This is a genomic window from Nocardia arthritidis, from assembly GCF_011801145.1.
In the GTDB taxonomy this organism is placed as follows: domain Bacteria; phylum Actinomycetota; class Actinomycetes; order Mycobacteriales; family Mycobacteriaceae; genus Nocardia; species Nocardia arthritidis_A.
Genome location: NZ_CP046172.1, coordinates 1,095,493 through 1,114,089, shown reverse-complemented (window position 1 = coordinate 1,114,089; position 18,597 = coordinate 1,095,493). Strand labels below are relative to the sequence as shown.

General features: G+C 69.0%; 10 protein-coding genes. 2 read left to right on the top strand and 8 right to left on the bottom strand.

What is annotated here, in order from left to right; genetic code table 11:
- Positions 1 to 79 precede the first annotated feature (79 nt).
- From F5544_RS05070 to F5544_RS05045, 6 genes are read right to left on the bottom strand one after another with little or no spacing between them, the layout of a single operon-like run.
- Positions 80 to 4,489: a non-ribosomal peptide synthetase gene (locus tag F5544_RS05070; protein WP_167472092.1), complete on the bottom strand. Its 4,410-nt coding sequence runs from the start codon at positions 4,487 to 4,489 to the stop codon at positions 80 to 82.
- Positions 4,486 to 6,144: a condensation domain-containing protein gene (locus tag F5544_RS05065; RefSeq protein WP_167472091.1), complete on the bottom strand. Its 1,659-nt coding sequence runs from the start codon at positions 6,142 to 6,144 to the stop codon at positions 4,486 to 4,488. Before F5544_RS05065 ends, F5544_RS05070 begins: the two co-directional genes overlap by 4 nt.
- 31 nt (positions 6,145 to 6,175) lie before the next feature.
- Positions 6,176 to 7,186 (bottom strand): ABC transporter substrate-binding protein, encoded by a 1,011-nt coding sequence (locus F5544_RS05060; RefSeq protein ID WP_238847093.1) that lies wholly within the window; start codon positions 7,184 to 7,186, stop codon positions 6,176 to 6,178.
- A gap of 51 nt (positions 7,187 to 7,237) precedes the next feature.
- The gene (locus F5544_RS05055) at positions 7,238 to 11,212 is read right to left on the bottom strand and encodes a non-ribosomal peptide synthetase (protein WP_167472090.1); all 3,975 of its coding nucleotides are present in this window, start codon (positions 11,210 to 11,212) and stop codon (positions 7,238 to 7,240) included.
- A 40-nt stretch (positions 11,213 to 11,252) separates the two neighbouring features.
- Positions 11,253 to 12,194 carry a methionyl-tRNA formyltransferase gene (locus F5544_RS05050; protein WP_167472089.1) on the bottom strand — a complete coding sequence of 314 codons (942 nt, stop codon included), beginning with the start codon at positions 12,192 to 12,194 and terminating at the stop codon, positions 11,253 to 11,255.
- A gap of 51 nt (positions 12,195 to 12,245) precedes the next feature.
- Positions 12,246 to 13,532 (bottom strand): SidA/IucD/PvdA family monooxygenase, encoded by a 1,287-nt coding sequence (locus tag F5544_RS05045; protein ID WP_238847092.1) that lies wholly within the window; start codon positions 13,530 to 13,532, stop codon positions 12,246 to 12,248.
- Between the two features lie 208 nt (positions 13,533 to 13,740).
- Here F5544_RS05045 and F5544_RS05040 point away from each other — a divergent pair, with 208 nt between their 5' ends.
- Positions 13,741 to 14,214 carry a hypothetical protein gene (locus F5544_RS05040; protein WP_167472088.1) on the top strand — a complete coding sequence of 158 codons (474 nt, stop codon included), beginning with the start codon at positions 13,741 to 13,743 and terminating at the stop codon, positions 14,212 to 14,214.
- A gap of 77 nt (positions 14,215 to 14,291) precedes the next feature.
- Positions 14,292 to 14,993 (top strand): siderophore-interacting protein, encoded by a 702-nt coding sequence (locus F5544_RS05035; RefSeq protein WP_167472087.1) that lies wholly within the window; start codon positions 14,292 to 14,294, stop codon positions 14,991 to 14,993.
- Between the two features lie 20 nt (positions 14,994 to 15,013).
- Here the strand turns inward: F5544_RS05035 and F5544_RS05030 are convergent, their stop codons facing one another.
- Positions 15,014 to 16,744: an ABC transporter ATP-binding protein gene (locus F5544_RS05030; RefSeq protein ID WP_167472086.1), complete on the bottom strand. Its 1,731-nt coding sequence runs from the start codon at positions 16,742 to 16,744 to the stop codon at positions 15,014 to 15,016.
- Positions 16,741 to 18,591 (bottom strand): ABC transporter ATP-binding protein, encoded by a 1,851-nt coding sequence (locus F5544_RS05025; protein ID WP_167472085.1) that lies wholly within the window; start codon positions 18,589 to 18,591, stop codon positions 16,741 to 16,743. Before F5544_RS05025 ends, F5544_RS05030 begins: the two co-directional genes overlap by 4 nt.
- Between the last annotated feature and the right edge of the window lie 6 nt (positions 18,592 to 18,597).

Here is an 18,597-nt window from a genome sequence, read left to right as displayed (position 1 = left end):
CCCACCAAAACACTAAGGTAAGCCTTATCTAACATTCGAGATCGTAGCGCATGCACCGCCCTGGTACCGCGCCTCCTGGTTATTGCGCGACGGCCGCCACTGGATCGAGGAAGTCCGCGATCCGCGCCGACCAGCCCTCGGCGCATGCGTCGGCCCCCGCCGCATCGAGCACCGCCGAATTGATATCGAGCCGCGCCACCAGCGATGGTCCATCCGCACGTACCACCACCGCCGTGGAAATATCGATGGTGAACCGCAGTGGCAGCTCCGGATGCGCGGCAGCGCCGAATTCCTCGGCGAAATCGGCCATCGGCACCGGAGCCCAAGGGCCGGAACCGAATTCGAGCACATCGAAGCGTCCGAGATGATTCAGCCGCAGTTGGCCGCGCGCGGCGGTAGTCCGGTCCGCCAGCGGTGGCCTGCCCGCGGCGGGCGTCCACCCCGTCAGCTCCGCGAGCGCGACGGTCACCGTCTCCTCCACGGTGAACCAGCCGACCTGCCTGCTGTCGTCGTCGGCGCGCCCGTGCGATTCCCTGGTCACCGAGACCCGCCCGTCCTGATCTGCCGTCTCGGCGATCAGGGCCGCGCTGGCCACCAGGAGCAAATCCTCCAGCGGCACACCGGTTTCGGTGCACAGCCGCAGCAGTCGTCCGGTGCTTTCGGCACCGAGTTCGACAACTCGGGTCAGCACCGCGGCCATACGATCCCTCGCCGGCTCGGTGAGCCGCCCGCGCAGCGGGACGCCGAGCACCGGTGGTGCGGTTGTGCACGCCTGCGGCGCTGTCTCGGAACGGGTTTCGTTGATCGGAGGCAGCCCGTCGGCCATCAGCCGCAGATCGTCGGCGAGGATCAGCCACGACACCACGTCCACCGCCAGATGGTGAATGGACAGCAGCAGCAACCGTTCCGGCGTTCCGTCCACCGCGGTGCCGTCGAGCAGCGTCGCCGCGACCATGCGCCCTTCCTCGGGTGCGAGCCGCAGCACCGTTTCGGCGAGCAGTTCGCGCCTGCGCGCCGGATTCGCCCCGGTAACCACCGTCACCGCGGGCGGCGACGATTCACCGACGATCAAGACCGGCGTGCCGTCCACCGCGCCGAGCCGGGAACGCAATGCCGGGTGCGCTTTCGCCAGCGCGGCAAGCCGATCCGCGACCAGTTCGGGCGTCGCGTCGGGCGGCAGCGTGATCACCTGACTCTGCGCCAGATAGCGGAAGTCGCCGTGCGCGATGATCTCCTGCGCCAACGCGGTCAGCGGAATGACCGCACCCGCGGGCACCGCATCGGTCTCGTCCCGGTGCGGCCCGAGTTGATCGAGCCGCACGGCGAGTTCGCGCAGATCCGCGGCAGCCAGCACATCCCGCGCGGCGATCCGGTGACCCGCGCCGCGCAGCCGCGACACCAGATCGATGACGCCGATACTGTCCAGGCCGATCTCGACCAGGCTGTCCGACATGCCGATCCGCTGCTGTCGATGCGAATCGCCCATGGCGGCAACGAGTTCGAGCAGCATCCGCTCGGTATCCGAGGCCGGTGCGACGATCTCGCCGACCGGCCTTGCCAGCAATTCGGTCGCTCGGTGGGCATCGAGTTTGTCGTTGCGGTTCAACGGTATTTCGTCGACCAGCACGATTCGCGCCGGAATCAGGAACTGCGGCAGGCGATGCGCCAACTCGGTCCGGATATCCCCGATCGACACCGCGCCGACCACCAGCGCACCGAGCCGGGTCCGGCCGTTCTCGACGAAGGCCAGCGCCGCTGCCTGACGCACACCCGCCAGTTCGCGCAGCACCGCCGCGGTCTCGTCGGGCTCGACGCGGTAGCCGTTGATCTTCACCTGGTTGTCGATCCGGCCCTCGTACACCACGGTCGATGCGGGCGTGCGACGCACCAGATCGCCGGTGCGGTAACGCCTTCCGCTCGGACCCGCGACGAAGGACGCGGCGGTGGCCGCGGCCCGGCCGAGATAGCCGAGCGCGAGTTGGGCGCCCGAGAGATACAGCTCACCACGGCCACCCGGCGGCACCGGGCGCAGGCGGTGGTCGAGCACCTCGGCGGTCATCCCGTCGAACGGGCGTCCGATGGTCGGCGCCGGATGCGCGTCGACCTCGGCCATGAACGCCTCGACCGTCGTCTCGGTCGGCCCGTAGAAATTGAGCACGCTGGTACTTGCCAGCCCGCGCAACCGATTCCAGGTATCCGGGCTGATCGCCTCACCGCCGAGCGCGAGCACCGCCAGCGCGCAGCATTCGCCCGCACCGTCGGCTCCGTCTTCCGCCGCGCCCGCACGCTCGCGGAGTAGGCCGGCGGCGATCAATCGCTGCAACATCGACGGTGAGGTGTCGAACATATCGATCCGGTCCCGGTCGATCGCCGCGACGATCCGTTCGGCATCGGTGCGCGTCGCATCGTCGAGCAGCACCACCGTATGCCCGCTGAGCAGCGCGACCGTCGGCTGCCATGCGGCGTCGAACCCGGTCGACCAACCGTGCCCGACCCGCAGCGGACGGCCGAGCCGCGCCGCGACCGGCTCGAATATCCTGCGCCGGTGGTTCGCCCAGTGATTGAGCACCGCACCATGCGGCACCACAACGCCTTTCGGACGGCCGGTGGTGCCGGAGGTGAATACGACATAGAACGGGCCGGCCGCCGACGCACGCCCGGCGACATCGGCTTGTCCCGCACCCACCAGCCCACCGGTGTCGGCCGGCGCTGCTCCTACCACACGCAGACCACCCGACGCATCCGGAATCGCCTGCCGCACTTCGACACCCGCGGCCCGCACCGCGTCGAGCGCCGGGGTCAGCTCCGGATCGGCGAGCACCACCCGCGCTCCGGAGGTCTCCAACAGATAGGCGAGCCGATCGACCGGAGTCGCCGGATCGACGTGTACGCAGACCGCACCGGCGTGCCCGATCGCGAAGGGGGCGTGCAGAACTCGCCGATCGCGCGGTAGGGCGACGGCGACCGCGGCCCCCGCGCCGAGTCCGAGCGCACGCAGGTTCCGCGCCAACGCCCTGACCGCAGCGGCGAATTCGCCGAAGCTCTGTTCCCCCGCGGTGTCAACGACCGCGACCGCGCCGGGCGTACGTTCGGCCGCGGCGAGCAGCACGTCCGGGACGGTGCCCGAAGGCTGCCCCGCCACCAGCTCACCTGGTACCGCCCCCGAAACCCGTTGCACCGCAACATCCGACTCGAGCACAGGGGCTTCGTCATCGAGCAGAATGTCGACGTCGCACAGGCGGTCCGCCCGGATCAGTCCGCGTAGCACCGCGAGCATCCGGCGGGCCAGCCGATCGGGATCGAACCGGTCGACCAGATCGCGGCGCAGCTCGACCCGGCTGACCAATTCGCCGTCTTCTACGATCGGCACCATGGTGAGCGGATAGTGGCTCGGCGAGTCGATGCGCCGGGCGATCAACCGCGCGCCGCCGCCCATCGGCATCGCGCCGCTCATGCCGCCCACCGGCACGTTCTCGAAGACGAACAGGGTGTCGAAGAGCTGTCCGGTCCCGGCCTGCCTGGTGATCTCGGCCATGCCGAGGTACTCGTGCGCGCGCAGCCGGGCCACCTCGCGCTGCAGCTGCGCGGCCGCATCGGCCGGTGCCCGCTCATCCACCACGACCCGCACCGGAATGGTCGCGACCAACGCGCCGACCAACTGTTCGGCGCCGGGCAGCGTCGCGTCGCGGCCCGAGGTGGTCTGACCGAATACCACTTCGTCGCGGCCGACCAGTCCGGACAGGATGCGGGCCCAGCTCAGCTGCAGAAGGGTGTTCATGGTGAGGCCGCGGGCCCGCGCCCATGCGGTCACCTCGGCGGTCTCGGCCGCGCCGAATCTGGCCTCACCCACCACCGGCAGGTCCGGATCGGCGGGCGGCACCAGCATCGGCATGGGTTCCAGTCCGGCCAGCGCGGCGCCCCAGACCCGGCGCGACTCGTCGGTGTCCTTGGTGGCCAGCCAAGCCGCATGGTCGCGCAGCGGCGGCGGTGCGGGCAGGGTTTTGCCCTGGTGTAGTGCGATCAGGTCGGCGAACATGATCGGAATGGACCAGCCGTCCAGCACGAGATGGTGTGCGGTGCAGATCAATTCGTAGTCGAGCTCGGCGACCCGGGCGAGCGTCACCCGGAACAGCGGCCCCTTGTCCAGATCGAGCCGCCTGCGGCCCTCCCTGGCGTAGGCATTCCGGGCCGCGGCGACCGGGTCGTCGGTCTGCCGCAGATCGGTTTCGCGCCAGTCGATGCGGCCCGCCGAGGTGATCACCAGCACCGGATGCGGCAGACCGTCGCTCACCACGCGGGCACCGAGCTGCGGATAGCGTTGCAGCAGTTGGTCGAACGCACGGCGCAGGCCCGCCGGATCGGTCAGATTCTCCACCCGCACCGAGAAGGTCACCAGGTACGGATCGATGCCGCGCGTCGTCGTGCTCACCGTATACAGCCCGCGCTGCAGCGGCGACAGCGCGATGACGTCGAGCAGTTCGGCGCTCATTCGGCGGCGAGCCGGTTGCCGAGCGCGCGCAGTGCGGCCGCGTCCAGTCCGGAGGCGCTCATCGGCGCATTACCGGCCCGCACCGCCGCGGGTGCTGGTGCGGCTGCCGCACGGTCGATTTCGGCGGCGAGGTCGTGCAGCACCGGGAAGCCGAACACCGTCGGCACCTCGACGACGTAGCCGCGCTCACCCAGCAGGGTCACCAACCGCAGGGCCGCGATGCTGTCGCCGCCGAGCGAGAAAAAGGTGTCGGCGCGCCCGATTTCCTCGTCCTCGTCGAATTCCAGTATCTCCCTGATGGTTTCGACGAGCACCCGCTCGGTTTCGGTGGCAGGCGGCCCGCCCTGTCCGGGAAGCCCGGGAAATTCCGTCTGGGGCGCTGGGAAGAGGGTGAACCCTTGGGCGGCCGAATCCGGAAGCACCGCATCGAGATTCGCGGCCCAGGTGCGGCACCGGGCGACGAACTGCCGGACGAACTCGTCGACCGCGGGCGAACCTGCCAGCGCCGCGGGGAAATCAATGCGCACCCGAGCGCCCTCGGCGTCGACGGCGACATCGAAGACGAGGTCGGCGCCGACCGGACGGGCGTTGCGGCGCAACAGTTCCCGCACGGTCCACCCGTGCGGCGCATCGACCGCCGAGTCCTGATGTACCCGCAGCGAGACGGCGAACAGCGAGCGCCGCGCCCCGCCGCCGATCAGATGGGTGAGCCGTTCGATGCGGGTGCGCGCATGCGCCCGCGCCTCGGCGGTGCGCTCGGCCGCCGCGGCGATGATCGCCCGCGGTGTCCGTTCGCCCTGCGCGTCCATGCGCAGCACCAGATGGTTGGCGAAGTTGCCGAGTACCGCGTCCGCGCCGGGCGCCGAGCGGAACGGGTCGACCAGCCCGACCGGGATATCCCGCCCCAGACCGGCTTCCGCCAGTGTCGTCGTCACCAGCGCGGCGAATACCGCGGCGCTGTCCGCGCCCGGATCGGCGGCGACCAACGCGGCGAGGGTATCCGGATCGACCCGCAGCACCCGTTGGACGTCACCGGTGGACCGCACCGATACCGGTGCGGTGGGCAGCTCGGCGAGCCGATCGCGCCAGTAGGCCAGATCCGGATCGTTGGCCGCCATATCCCGCAGCTGGGCCGGGACGAATTCCCGATACTGCGCCGAATTGCCCTGCGCGGCACCGAAATACGCCGCGAGCAGGGCACGCACAAGCAGTTCCAGTCCCTGATCGTCTGCGGCGACCGGATGCACCGCGATGGACAGCACGCCATGCTCGGGTAGTTCGTAATACCGTGCCCGCACCGGAGTCTCGCGCGCCGGTTCGAATCGATATGCCGCGTCGTCGAGCAACCGCGCATCCAGTTCCGCCGGATCGATCCGACCCGCGAGCTCCAGCACCCGATCGGCCTCCGGCAATACCTGCTGATACGGAATTCGGCGGTCCGCCGGGTAGACTGTGCGCAGGATCTCGTACCGCGCGAGCACCTCGGCGAATGCCCTTGCCAGTTCGGTCACCTGGACCGGACCGGAGATCTCCAGCGCGACAAAGAGATTGACGGTCGGCGTGCCGTGCAACCGTTCCGGCAGCAGCGCCGCCTGCTGCGCGGGCGAGAGCGGGGTGCCGCGCTCGGCCGCGGCCGGTGCGAATGTGTCTGACATTGCGGTCCTTTCGAGCTGGATCGGGCGAGCGCTACCCGGCGGCGGCCAGCGCGGGCTCGAGCTTGTCGAGCAGGTACGGCACCGACAGCGCGGTCGGCGAATTGATGGCGCTGATGGTCATCACGTCGACGGCGGCGAAGCTGCCCGCACGCACCGACGGCAGTTCGGCATAGCCGGGCAACTGGGTGAGTTTCTCCGCGAGGCCCGGCATCGCGCCGCAGATCAGCAGGTTCGCGTCCAGATCGGCCAGCCGCTCCGGCGAGAGCGCCAACCTGCCGCCGAGCGGCGCCTCCTTGGCGATGTGCTCCGGAATGCGCAGCCCGAGCCGGTTGAAGAGTTCGGCGGAGCCGTCCTTGGGATCGGCGAGCACCATGAGCTGCGTCGGCGCGGTGAGCATGCAGGTGAGGAAGGTCTTACCGGACAGTCCCGGATGACGTTGCGCCGCGGCGGAAATACGGTCCCGCACGCCCGCGATGACCTTGTCCGCGTCGGCGCGCTTACCGAATACCGTGCCGAGCGCGGTCACCTCGTCGCTCCAGTTGTCGATCTGGGCGCCTGACGTCACCGGGCCGATTGTCGGGGCGAGCCTGGACAGTTTCTCGTACATGGTCTTGTCCACCTGGTACCCGGGCACCAGGATCAGATCGGGTTCGAGCGCGGCGATCTGTTCGACGATGTCGCCGTTGAGGTTCAGCGCGGTGGACCGCTTCAGCGCCTCCGGCTCCCACGGCGCGGTGCCACCGGTGACGCCCATGGTGTTGTCGAGGTAGCCGACCGGTTGCACGCCGAGTGACTGGACCGCGTCGAGCCACTGGTTTCCAAGCGCGACAACCCGTTTCGGGCTGCCATCGATCTTGGTCTCACCGAAGGAGTGCTTGATGGTCACCGCTGCGGCGCCGTCGGCTTTGCCGGTGTCGGCACCACCGCCACAGGCCACCGCACCGGCGGAAATACCGAGCGCGACCACGGTCAACCCGATGCGGGTCAGCAACCCGTATCCGGATCGCCTGCGCCGGGCCATCGTTCGCGGGCCCACTTCCACTCTGCGTCTCCTTCGTCGAATCCCGGGCACACAGCCAGGCCCTGAGCTAGGTTAGGCTAACCTATCATTTGCTGTCAGCACCAGCCAACCCTCGGCATCCCAGTGCGCATGATCGTCGGTGCGGAACAGCCTGGCGCCCGGGACGAACGGATCCGCGACGAACCGATCGGCCGCGCACGCGTCCCGGTATCCGGAAACCAGCGCCGCGCCACCCACATACACCGCGCCCGGCACTCCCGGCGGAACCGGCTGCAACGACTCGTCCAGCACGAGCACCTTCGCGCCCGGCACCGGGCGCACCCGCCGGGAGCCGTCCGCGGGTCCGCGCGCGACAACCCCCGCGTACCCGGCCACGCGGTAGCTGAAAGCCTGTCTCGCCGAACCATTTTCGACTATCTCCGGATCGATCACCAGGGTTGCGCCGTCGGCGAGCGCGGCCAGCAGTTCGACACAGCAGCGCACGCTCCTCAGCGGCGCATCGGTCGAACGCACCGCAACCCGGCCGAGCGCGGGATCGGTGCGCGGGCGGCTGTCGGCCAGCACCGCACGCCGGTCCGCCACGGCCGCGGCGAGTGCCGCGCCGTCGAGCACGATCGTCGACCCGTCCACACCGGGCAGCACGAGCTGTTCGCCGCGCCGGGCGGTCGCGTCGAGCGCCGCGGCCAACCCGCCTAGGCCTGCGGGCGGTCCGGCGAAGAACTCTCCGTATGTCGTCTCCGTAGTCCCGCAGCGCACCGCGACGCGGTCTGCCGGAAAGGTCCGGCCGCGCGCGAGCAGGGCGGAAAGCGTTGGCACATCGGATAGTTCGACACCGGTGGCCCACTCCTGCACCACCCGCCGCCGCACCTCGTCGCTCAGCTCCGGTGCGCGCACCGCCCGGCTCGCCTCGGCCGTGCGCGCCTCCAGTAGCGCCGCCAGACCCGCGACGCTCGGGGTGTCGAAGAGCACCCGCACGTCGAGCCCGATGCCGAATGCGTCGCGGATCCACGCCAGCAGCCGATGCGCGAGCAGCGAATGCCCGCCCAGTTCGAAGAACGAGTCCTCGGCGCCGACCCGCGCAAGCCCGAGCAACCGTCCGAACTCTTCGGCGAGCCGAATCTCGTTGGCGGACGCCGGTTCCCGATAGGGTCGGCGCGCAGTGCGAACCGCGACGGGCAGCGCGGACCGGTCGAGTTTGCCGTTGGCGGTGCGCGGAATCGCCGCCAGCACCGTGTACGCCGCGGGCCGCAGATATCCGGGCAACACGGTATCGGCATGTGCCCGTACCGATTCCAGATCGATGGCCGCGCCGGGCACGGGAACGACGTATGCCGCGAGCATGGTGCCGATCGCGGCGTCGGTCGCGGCGATCACAACGCACTGCGCCACCGCGGGATGGCCGGCGACGGCGGCCTCCACCTCGCCGAGTTCCACCCGGTGCCCGCGCACCTTCACCTGTGCATCCGCCCGGCCGACGAATTCCAGCACCCCGTCGGGGCCGCGCCGCGCCAGATCACCGGTGCGATAGAGCCGCTGCCCCGGCAGGTACGGATCGGCGACGAAGCGGGCCGCGGTCTGGCCGGGCCGGTTCAGATAGCCACGGGCCAATTGATTTCCGCCCAAATATATTTCGCCGACAACGCCGTGCGGCACCGGCCGCAGCCGCGCGTCGAGCAGGTGAGCGTACACATTCCGGTTCGGCCTGCCGATCGGCACGATCCCGGTGCCTTGGGGGCCGTCGACGGTGAAATGCGTTGCCGAGACCACCGCCTCCGTCGGGCCGTAGTGGTTGCGCAATTCGGCGTCGAATACACCGGCGAACCGATCGGCCACCTCACCGAGCAGCGCCTCGCCGCCGACCGGAACATGCCGCAGCGCCCGCCATTCGCTCACCTCGGGCAGCAGCAGCAAGGTACTCAGCGTCGATGGCACCAGGTGCAGCACCGTGACGCCGTATCGGGCGATCAGCTCCGCGATGTACGGAATGTCGTTGAACGCATCGGGTTTCGGAATGACCAGGCGCGCGCCGACGGTCAGCGTCACGAAAATGTCCAGCAGCGACGCGTCGAAACCCACCGGCGCCGACTGCAACAGCCGATCCGCGGGTCCGATACCCCATTCGGCCGCGAAACCGGTGAGGTGTTCGGTCAGCGCGGCGTGGGAAACCGGTACGCCCTTGGGTTTTCCGGTCGACCCGGAGGTGTGGACCAGGTAGGCCAGATTGTCCGGACGCAGCGGGCGCACCCGCTCGGCATCGGTCGGCGCGTGCCAGGGCAGCACGGCCGCCGCCTGCTCGGCGGCTGCGAGATCGGCCGCGTCGAGCAGCAGTCGGCACGCCACCCCGGCGGCGGTCCCCGCCGGGTCGACGGGCAGATACGCGGCACCCGCCGCGAGCACGCCCAGCACCGCGACCACGAATTCCACCGAGGTCCCCAGCCGCAACGCGACGATATCCTCCGCACCGATGCCCTGGCGAATCAGCCAGTGCGCCAACCGATTCGCACGCTGATGCAGTGCCGCGTAGGTCAGCTCCAGGTCGGGTGCACCGGCACGACCGGGCGCGACGACGGCCACCGCATCAGGTGTCGCGGCCACCCGGCGGCCGAACAGTTCGACGACCGTGCCCGGCGTGGTCGGCACCACCGGGCCGCGCGAGAGCGCGAGCAGTTCGGCCCGCTCGCCCGGCTCGAACAGCTCCAACGCGCCGAGTGGGCGGGCCGGATCGGCGAGTGCGCGACGCAGCAGGGTCAACCAGTGCCGCAGCAACTGCTCGACCAATTCGGCGGACAGCACGTCGTCGAGGTATTCGGCTTCCAGCCGCACCGCCGACCCGTCGAGCACCGCGGTAGCCGACAGCGGCAGTTGCGCCGCGTGGCCGCCGAATTCGACCGCAGCACAGTTGATTCCATCGAATTCGAAGCCGCGCGCACCCTCCCGCGCACCGAAGCCGACCTGCACCAGCTCGGCCAGGCCGTCGCGACCGGCGCTGCGGTCCGGATTGAGTTCGCGCACCACCCGGTCGATGCCGACACCCTGGTTCGCGAAGGCCGCTGCGCAGTGCGACTCGACCGCGGCGACAACGTCGGCGAACCGGTCGCCGGGCCGCGGTGTCGCGCGCAGCAGCAGCGTATCGCCGAAGTAGCCGATCATCGATACGCTCGCCGGATCCCGGTCCGTCACCGGCACCGCGACCAGGAAATCGGTTGCGGCGGTGTACCGGTGGACGATCGCCTGATAACTGGCGAACAGCACCGCGAATGCCGAAACCCGGTACGCGGTGGCGAATGCGGACACCTGACCGACCAGGTCGGCGGGCACCGCCACGGTGCACCGCCCGCTCCGCCGGGCACCACCGGTGGACTGGCGAGCGGCAGAGCCGACCGGTGGCGGGTAAACACCGGTCGGACGGCCCGGCAGCTCCAGCGCGCCCGGCAGCGGCCGCAGCGTCTCCCGCCAGAACCCGAGCGCCGATTCGTCCGCCCGGTCGTCACAGACCGCAATATCGACGAATTGCGTGGTGAGCGTGGGTAATTCGGTGCCACGGTAGGCCGCGTTCACCTCCGCGCGGAAGATGTCCCACGAGTCGTCGTCCCAGCAGATGGTGTGCGCGATCAGTACGAAAACGAATTCGGTCGCGCCGGTCCGGATCAGCGTAATCCGCAGCGGCGCCTCGTCGGCCAGCTCGAACGGTCTGCCGAGCGCCCGGTGAATCAGCACCCGCACCCTGCGGTCCCGGCCGAGTTCGGTCGCCGTCGACACGTCGTGTTCGCGCCACCACCCGGGCAGTTCGTCGCGAACGAGCTGCACCGGCTCGCCATCGGGGCCGCAGCCATATGTGGTGCGCAGAATGTCGTGCCTGGCCACCACGGTTTCGACCGCACGACGCAGCCGGGCCGGATCGAGTGCGCCGGTCAGCCGGAAGGCGAGACAGGTGTTGAGGGTGGTGTCATCGGGGTCTCTGGTCTGCACGAACCAGGCCCTGCGCTGCGCCGCGGACAGCGGACGCGCGAAAGCCACCGCTTGCCTGGCTGTTTCGATGGTCGACATATTCCTTCGGCCTCTGGTCGGACGATGCTGCCACGGCCGTTCACTCCGGCGCGTCGGTGAGATAACCTCCGCCACTGAAGAATTCGGCACCCGCATGTTCGACGCCATCGGCGGTGCGCACGCGTTTGATCAACAGCCCCTTGCCGTTACCGCGATGGGCGTCGGGACCGCACACCACGACACCGCCGCCCTCCTGCACGATCACTCGCCCTGGCGTGCCGCCGTAACCGGCCTCGGAGATCTCGGCGTGCAGGATTTCGACCTTCGCGCCGCGGTAGAAGCTGAACGCGCGCGGATATGGTTCGGACAGCGCGCGCACGAACCGCTCCAAGTCGACCGCCGTTGTGCGCCAATCGATTCGGCTGTCGCGCTCGCTGCGCTTGTGGAAGTAGGTCCGCTGCGACTTGTCCTGTGGGCGCCACACCGCCGTGCCGGATTCCAGTGCGTCGAGCGCCTCGCGGATCGCGCCGGGAATCAATTCCATTCCGGCGAGCACCAATTCGGTGCCGGTCGCCTTTGGGCCGATCGGCAGCCGGTGCTGCACCAGGATATCGCCGGTGTCCAGCTGCTCATCCATCCGATGCACGGTGAGGCCGAATTCGGTGGCGCCGCTGATCAGCGCCCACAACACCGGGGAGAAACCGGTGAAGCGCGGCAGCAGCGAGTCGTGCAGGTTCAGCGTGCCGTGCGGGGGCAGGTTGTACAGCTCGGGCGGCATCCAGGTGTACCAGCTGTTCACCACGATGATGTCCGGCTCGGCCCGCTTGACCAGGTCGATGGTCTCGGCGTCGGCCCGCTCGGTCAGATGCACCGGGATGCCGTGCGCCCTGGCCAGTTCCTCGACCGAATCCGACCAGATCGCCTTGTACGACTGCGCACTGGCCGGGTGGGTGACCGCGAGCACCACCTCATGCCCCGAATCGAGCAGCGCCTGCAGGGTTTTGCGCCCCCAGGTCTGGAAGCCGAACGACACGATGCGCATATGAACCGAACCTCACCTTCACCGAGCGCGCAATAATGAGGACAGCCTAACCTAAATGGCTGTCCGATTCGCGTCGGCATACGACACTGTGGCGGAGCGCACGGGCGCCGAACCGAGCACCCGATCCGAGAGTTCGCCCAGACAACTGAGATTCGGGAAGCCGGGCCCCTGCGCCAGCCCGGCCAGATTCGGCAGATAGAGCTTCGCCGCCAGACCGGAGACGGCCAGATCGTGTCCGATCGCCGTCTCGATCCGCGCCTGGCTGATCGGACCGCCGACGGCGAGCTCGAGCAGATCCGCGGCGTCGGCGTCGAACAGCTCCAGAAACCACAGCGGCTGGCCGCCGGTCGCGTCGACCACCAGATCGAAGGCGAGCACCTGATCCGGGCGCAGCTCGTTGCGCAGCGTCAGTGCCACCGTTTCACCTTGATCGACCACCCGGACCACCCGGCCCTGTAGGTGATGCACCCGGCTGTCGCCGAGCAGATTCTCCTGCACTCGCACCGAGAACACACCACGGTCGGTGCGGCGCACCACATCTCGGCGCTCCGCCAGGCTCAGCGCCCGCCACTTCGCCGGATCGCTGTAGAGCGAGTTCTCGAAATAGCTCTCACCGCGGGTGTAGAGGGTGGCCGCGGGCGAGATCGCCGAGACCGTCAGCACGTCGTGCCGGACCAGCTCGTCCAGTGCGGAACCCGCGGTCTCGCCGCCGCCGATGACCGCGGCCCGCGAGGAGGCGGGCAGCCTGCGCTTACCCGCGAGATTCCAGAATTCCGCGATGCTCAGCATTTTCGGATGGTCGGCGAGTGCGCGATCACTGCGCCCGGGACCGGTGATCATCAACCGATCCGCGGCCAGTTCGGTGACCGCGCCACCCGCCTCGGTCACCGAGACCAGCCAGCCCTCACCCGCGGGCGAAATCCGCTCGACCGTGCCGAAAACCACCTCGACCTCGGATTTGCGCGCCACCCACTGCAAATATTTGGCCCAGACGTGATGGTGCGGGCTCGGGCGGCCGCGATCCACCCACTCCGCGTAGGTGCCCCGCTCCACCAGGAACGCGGTCCAGCCGAATGCCACCATCGCCTCGTTGATCGCGCGATTGTGACCGCGCGCCCAGGTCGAGTGGTAGGGGAAGCCGACATCCTTCTCCGGATTGGTCCCCAACCGGTGCCTGCCGTCGGTCCAGCCGCCGCTCGGCAGCCAATTCCCGCCCACCGCATGGGATTCCACGATCACCACATGTGGCGCGGGCAGCCCGAGCGAGCGCAGCACATGCGCCTTGGCCGCGACGGCCATCGCCTTCGGGCCGCCGCCGACCACCAGAAGTCTGTCCACGGATACTCCCAACTCTGTGATTCCAGCCACCTGTCAGCTATTCGCGAGCGCGCTCAGCTGCGCGGAATGGCACGAGCCGAGCGAGGCCGGAAACAACGCACCCATATTTGCATAGGCTTACCTTATATTCCAGAACGGCACCGAATCGCGCTATCGCGTGCGACGGCAGCGAACGGGCCACCGACATCCCGAAAACGATTGGATCACCATGATTACCAGCAAGAATCGCGCGGCGGCCGCCGCGATCGCAGTGACCGCCGCCGCGTTGCTCGGCCCCGCAGGCGCGGCTTTGACCGCCGCACCGGCCGTCGCGGCACCGAGCGCGTACCTGGCCGCGGCACCGAGTGCAGGCGAACTGCAGGCAAAGCTCCAACTCGCACTGAATCGCGGTGCGGCGCGGGCCGATCGGGCCGCCGAGTTGGAGGTCGGCGAGGCCGGACTGCCGATCATCGACCAGGTCGCCGCCATCATCGATACGCTGCCGGGCTACCAGTGGTCCATTGTCGGCCCGGTCGACACCGAGGGCGACCGCACCACCGCGCAGCTGAAGACGGTCGCGCCGGGCTACCCGGAGATGCCACTGGTCGAGCTGTCCTGGCGGCAGGTAGACGGCAAGTGGAAGCTGAGCCGTGAATCACTGTGCAAGATCGCCGGATTCGCGGGCCTGCCCTGCAACGTCTGAACCGCGACCTACGCCGATGGTCCGCGCCCGTCGCGGACCATCGGCGTTTTCGCTATAGTTAGGTTAGGCTTAGCATCATGGGAAGAGGATTCGAAGGCCTGATGCTGAAGGCGTGGCGGGCCGATGACTACCGGCTCACCGTCACCTCCACCGAGTTGATCACCGATAAATTCATTCGGCTCGGCTTCGATACGGGAGGTCTGCTCGCCGACCACCCGGTGCATCCCACCCAGTGGGTGCGGCTCTGGATCCCCAACGGCGACAAGGAACACCAGCGCGGCTACACCCTGGTGGACCCGGATCCCGAAAACGACCGCTGCTGGATCGAATTCGCACTGCATCACGGGCCCGCCGCACAGTGGGCGAGCAATGCCGCGGTCGGCGATCAGATCGACGCCTCCGTGCTCGGCTCCGACTTCACCCTGCCCGAGATAACCCCCCGCGAATACCTGGTCTTCGGCGACACCGCCTCCCTGCCCGCCATCAACTCGCTACTCGACGCGATCGGCGACACCCCCGCCCGGGTCTGGCTGGAATGGCAGCACGAATCCGACACCACACTGCCGGTCCGCAACAAGCCGCACCACGAGGTGACCTGGCTGCAGCGGCTGGACAGCGGACGGCTGATGCGCGAGCAGGCGCAGGAAATCGATTGCCCCGCAGACGCTTACGCCTGGATCGCGTGCTGCGGTCAGACCACCCGCGCGATCACCAAAACCTTCCGCACGGTGCACGGCCTGCCCAAGACCGCCGTCAAAGCCCGGGCCTACTGGAAGTAGGCCCGGGCCCCGGGGTCGCGCTACGCCGCGGCCAAGCGCCAACCGGCCGCGCGCGACCGCTCGTTCCAGAACGCCGCGTAGCGGCCATCGCGTGCCAGAAGCTCGTCGTGCGTACCGCGTTCGACGATCCGTCCGCCATCGACGAACAGGATCTGGTCGGCGTGCGCGATCGTCGACAGCCGATGCGCCACAACGATCACCGTTTTATCCCTGGTCAATTCGTGCACGCCACGCACCACGACGGCCTCGCTGTGCGGATCCAGCGCGCTGGTCGCCTCGTCCAGCAGCACGATCGGCGCATCCTTCAGCAGCGCCCGTGCGATCGAAACCCGTTGCCGCTCACCGCCGGACAATGCAGCACCGCCCTCGCCGACCGGTGTGTCGAAACCATCGGGCAGCCGCTCGACGATCTCGTCGACCCTGGCCGCCGCGGCCGCGCGCCGCACCTCGTCATCGGTGGCGTCCGGCCTGCCGATCCGAATATTCTCCGCGACAGAGCGATTGAACAGATAGACGTTCTGGAACACCAGCGAGAGCTGATTCAGCAGCGTCTCCGACGGCTGTTCCCGCACATCGTGCCCGCCGACCAGCACCCGGCCGCCGGTGACATCGTGGAAGCGCGCCGCCAGCCGCAATAATGTCGTCTTACCGGCGCCGCTCGGCCCGACGATGGCGGTGGTGCTGCCCGCGGGCACGGTGAACGACAGCCCGGCGAGCACCGGCTTATCCGGCTGATAGCCGAAAGTCACATCGTCGAAGACGATTTCGGGTGCGCCCGGTGTCACCTGCTTCGTCACTTCCGGCAGCACCGGCTCGGCGAGCAGCCCGGTGATGCGGTCCGCGGCGGCCGCGGCGGTCCGCAGCGCGGTGCCCAATTGCGCCGCCTGATTGAGCGGTTCGATGAAGCGCGAACTCACCGCGATCAGCGCGATGGCCGCTGCGGCCGAAATGGCGCCACCGGTGGTCCGGCCCACCGCTATATAGACGAGCACCAGGAAGACCGCCTGCACGAACAGCGCGAATACGATCAGGCCCGGCACCGATGCGAACAGCAGCCGCCTGCTAGCCGAACGCTGTTCGGCCAGTGCGCTTTCCAGTGCCCGGTTACCCGCGCCCACCGCACCGCAGGCCCGCAGCACCGGCTGCGCCTGCGCGAATTCCACCACCCGCGAATCGGCCTCGGCCGCCGCGTCGTGCAGCCGGGCATCGGCCCGCGAATACGACCGGTTGGCCAGGCCGTTCACCAGATACAGCACCGGCGCGGCCAACAGCATGGCCAGCGCGATGCGCCAGTCGATGAACAGCATGCCGACCGCGACCCCGAGCGGAACCAGCACGGCGGTAACCACTTTGGCGAGCAGATAGGCCACCAGGCCCTGCAGCTCGCGCACGTTCTCCCCGATGATCCGCGAAATCGGCCCGGCCGCATGGGATTCGAACCAGCCGAGGGGCAGCGCGTTCAGCTGATCACCGAGCCGGGTCTGCAATCCGTGCTGCATCCCGACACCGATCCGCAGCCCGAGCGACGCCTGCTGATAACCGAATACGAGGACGGCCGCGACCGCGACCGCCATACCGAGCGTCCAGGCCCAGGCGCGGCCGAGATCGCCGTCGAACAGCGCCTCCAACACCGGCACCAGCAAGAGGTAGGCGACGGCCTGACTCAGCGCCTGCGCCACGATGGCGGCGAACAATTTCGGTGTCAGCCCGGCGAAATCGGCGGGAACCAGCCCGAGTGCCTTGCGAATCATGCCCGCGCTCCTTCCACGAGGGCCAATGCCGCTTCGTTGATCTCGAACAGTCGCTGATAGGTCCCGCCCGCATCGCGCAGGCTCGCGTGGTCGCCCTGCTCCACCAGGGTTCCGTTCTCCAACACCAGGATTCGGTCGACACCGGTGATGGTGTGCAGCCGATGCGCGATCACCAGCACGGTCCGCCCGGCCACCAGCTCGGCGAGCGCGTCCTGCACCGCCGCCTCGGATTCCGGGTCGGCGAAGGCCGTCGCCTCGTCCAGCACCAGCACCGGGGTGTCGGCGAGCAGCGCACGGGCGATCGAAAGCCGTTGCGCCTCACCGCCGGACAGCGTGGCATCCACCCCGATCTCGGAGTCGTAGCCGCGCGGCAGCGTCACGATCCGGTCGTGGATCTGCGCGGCGCGGGCGGCCCGCTCCAGCGCGGCATCGTCGGCATCCGGCCGGGCCAGCCGCAGATTGTCCCGGATCGAACCGCGGATCAGCCGGACGTCCTGGAAGACGAATCCGACCGTGCGATACAGCTCTTCGCTCGGGAAATCGCGAATATCGCGGCCGCCGATGGTGATTCGGCCCGCGCCCACGTCGTAGAACCGCGGCAGCAGTTTGGCCAGCGTCGATTTCCCGGAGCCGCTGGGGCCGACCAGCGCGGTGATGGTGCCGGGACGGAGTTCGAGGTCGACGCCGCGCAGCACGTCGTGGCCGTCACGGTAGCCGAAGCTGACACCCTCGAATCGGACTAGGCCGGAATCCGTTGCGGCGCTTTCCGTTAACTCTCCGGGGTCCGATAACTCTCCGGGGGCCAGCTCGGCCGTCTGCCGCAACTCGTACAGCCGGACCGCGGCCACCCCCGCAGCCCGCAAAGCTTGTGCGCCGTAACCCAATCCGAGCAGCGAACTGCCCAGGCCGAGGCCGACCAGCAGGAACGGCAGCACGTCGAGCGGCCCGAGCCAATCCAGCCCGACCGCCGACAATCCCGCCACCACCACGATCAACATCACGAACACCGGCAACACCACGACATCGGAGGCCGACTGCACTCCGACGATCGGCAGCTTCAACCGCCGCAGGGCCTGCGACTGCCCGTCCACCGATTCCTGAAAAGCGCTGTGCGCCTTGCCCGCCTGACCGAAGGCGCGCACCACCTGGATGCCGTCGACGAATTCGATGGCCACCTCCTGGGTGCGCCGCTCCCATCGGGTGTATACGGCGAACCGGTCCCGCCCCGACTGATCCATCATCCGGCTGTACAGCACGGCGTAGGCGATCAGCGGAATCAGCAGCACCAGCGTGAGCCGCCAGTCGACGGTGAGCAGATATACCAATGTCACCAGCGGCACCGTCAACGCGCCGACGAAATCCAAGCGCGCGTGCGCCACCAGATAGTGCAGCGCCGCGACGTCGTCCTGCAGATACTTCTTCACCTCGCCGGAGGTGCGTTCGCCGAACCAGCCCAGCGGCACCCTGGTCAACTTGGCCGCCAGCAACCTGCGCACCGTCAGCTGATATCCGGCGTCCACCAGGTGCGACCAGGTGAGCGCGGCGGCCTGCAGCAGCGCCCGCACCACGAGCACCAGCACGGCGACGCCGAGCAGCCACCACACCCGGCCGGTGTCCACCGGGGTCGCCAGCAGTTCCCGGCAGGCCGCGACGATCAGCACGAACGGCACCACCGAACACACCGACGCCACCGCGACCAGCAGGCTCGCCATCGTCAGCGTCCGGCGCACCGGAGCCAGAATTTCCTTGCGCGCCAAAGCTTCCCGTTGCTTACGCGCTTTCGCCTCCGCCCGCGGCGGACGGTTGCCCGTCTCCGCGTCGGGCGGCGGCGCGACCGCTACCGTCATCCGTCC

Excerpts from the sequence above, each read along its gene's own strand:
- F5544_RS05040 (WP_167472088.1), top strand. The coding sequence starts at position 13,741 with ATGATTACCAGCAAGAATCGCGCGGCGGCCGCCGCGATCGCAGTGACC.
- F5544_RS05030 (WP_167472086.1), bottom strand. The coding sequence starts at position 16,744 with ATGATTCGCAAGGCACTCGGGCTGGTTCCCGCCGATTTCGCCGGGCTG.
- F5544_RS05035 (WP_167472087.1), top strand. The coding sequence starts at position 14,292 with ATGGGAAGAGGATTCGAAGGCCTGATGCTGAAGGCGTGGCGGGCCGAT.
- F5544_RS05065 (WP_167472091.1), bottom strand. The coding sequence starts at position 6,144 with ATGTCAGACACATTCGCACCGGCCGCGGCCGAGCGCGGCACCCCGCTC.
- F5544_RS05055 (WP_167472090.1), bottom strand. The coding sequence starts at position 11,212 with ATGTCGACCATCGAAACAGCCAGGCAAGCGGTGGCTTTCGCGCGTCCG.
- F5544_RS05070 (WP_167472092.1), bottom strand. The coding sequence starts at position 4,489 with ATGAGCGCCGAACTGCTCGACGTCATCGCGCTGTCGCCGCTGCAGCGC.
- F5544_RS05050 (WP_167472089.1), bottom strand. The coding sequence starts at position 12,194 with ATGCGCATCGTGTCGTTCGGCTTCCAGACCTGGGGGCGCAAAACCCTG.
- F5544_RS05025 (WP_167472085.1), bottom strand. The coding sequence starts at position 18,591 with ATGACGGTAGCGGTCGCGCCGCCGCCCGACGCGGAGACGGGCAACCGT.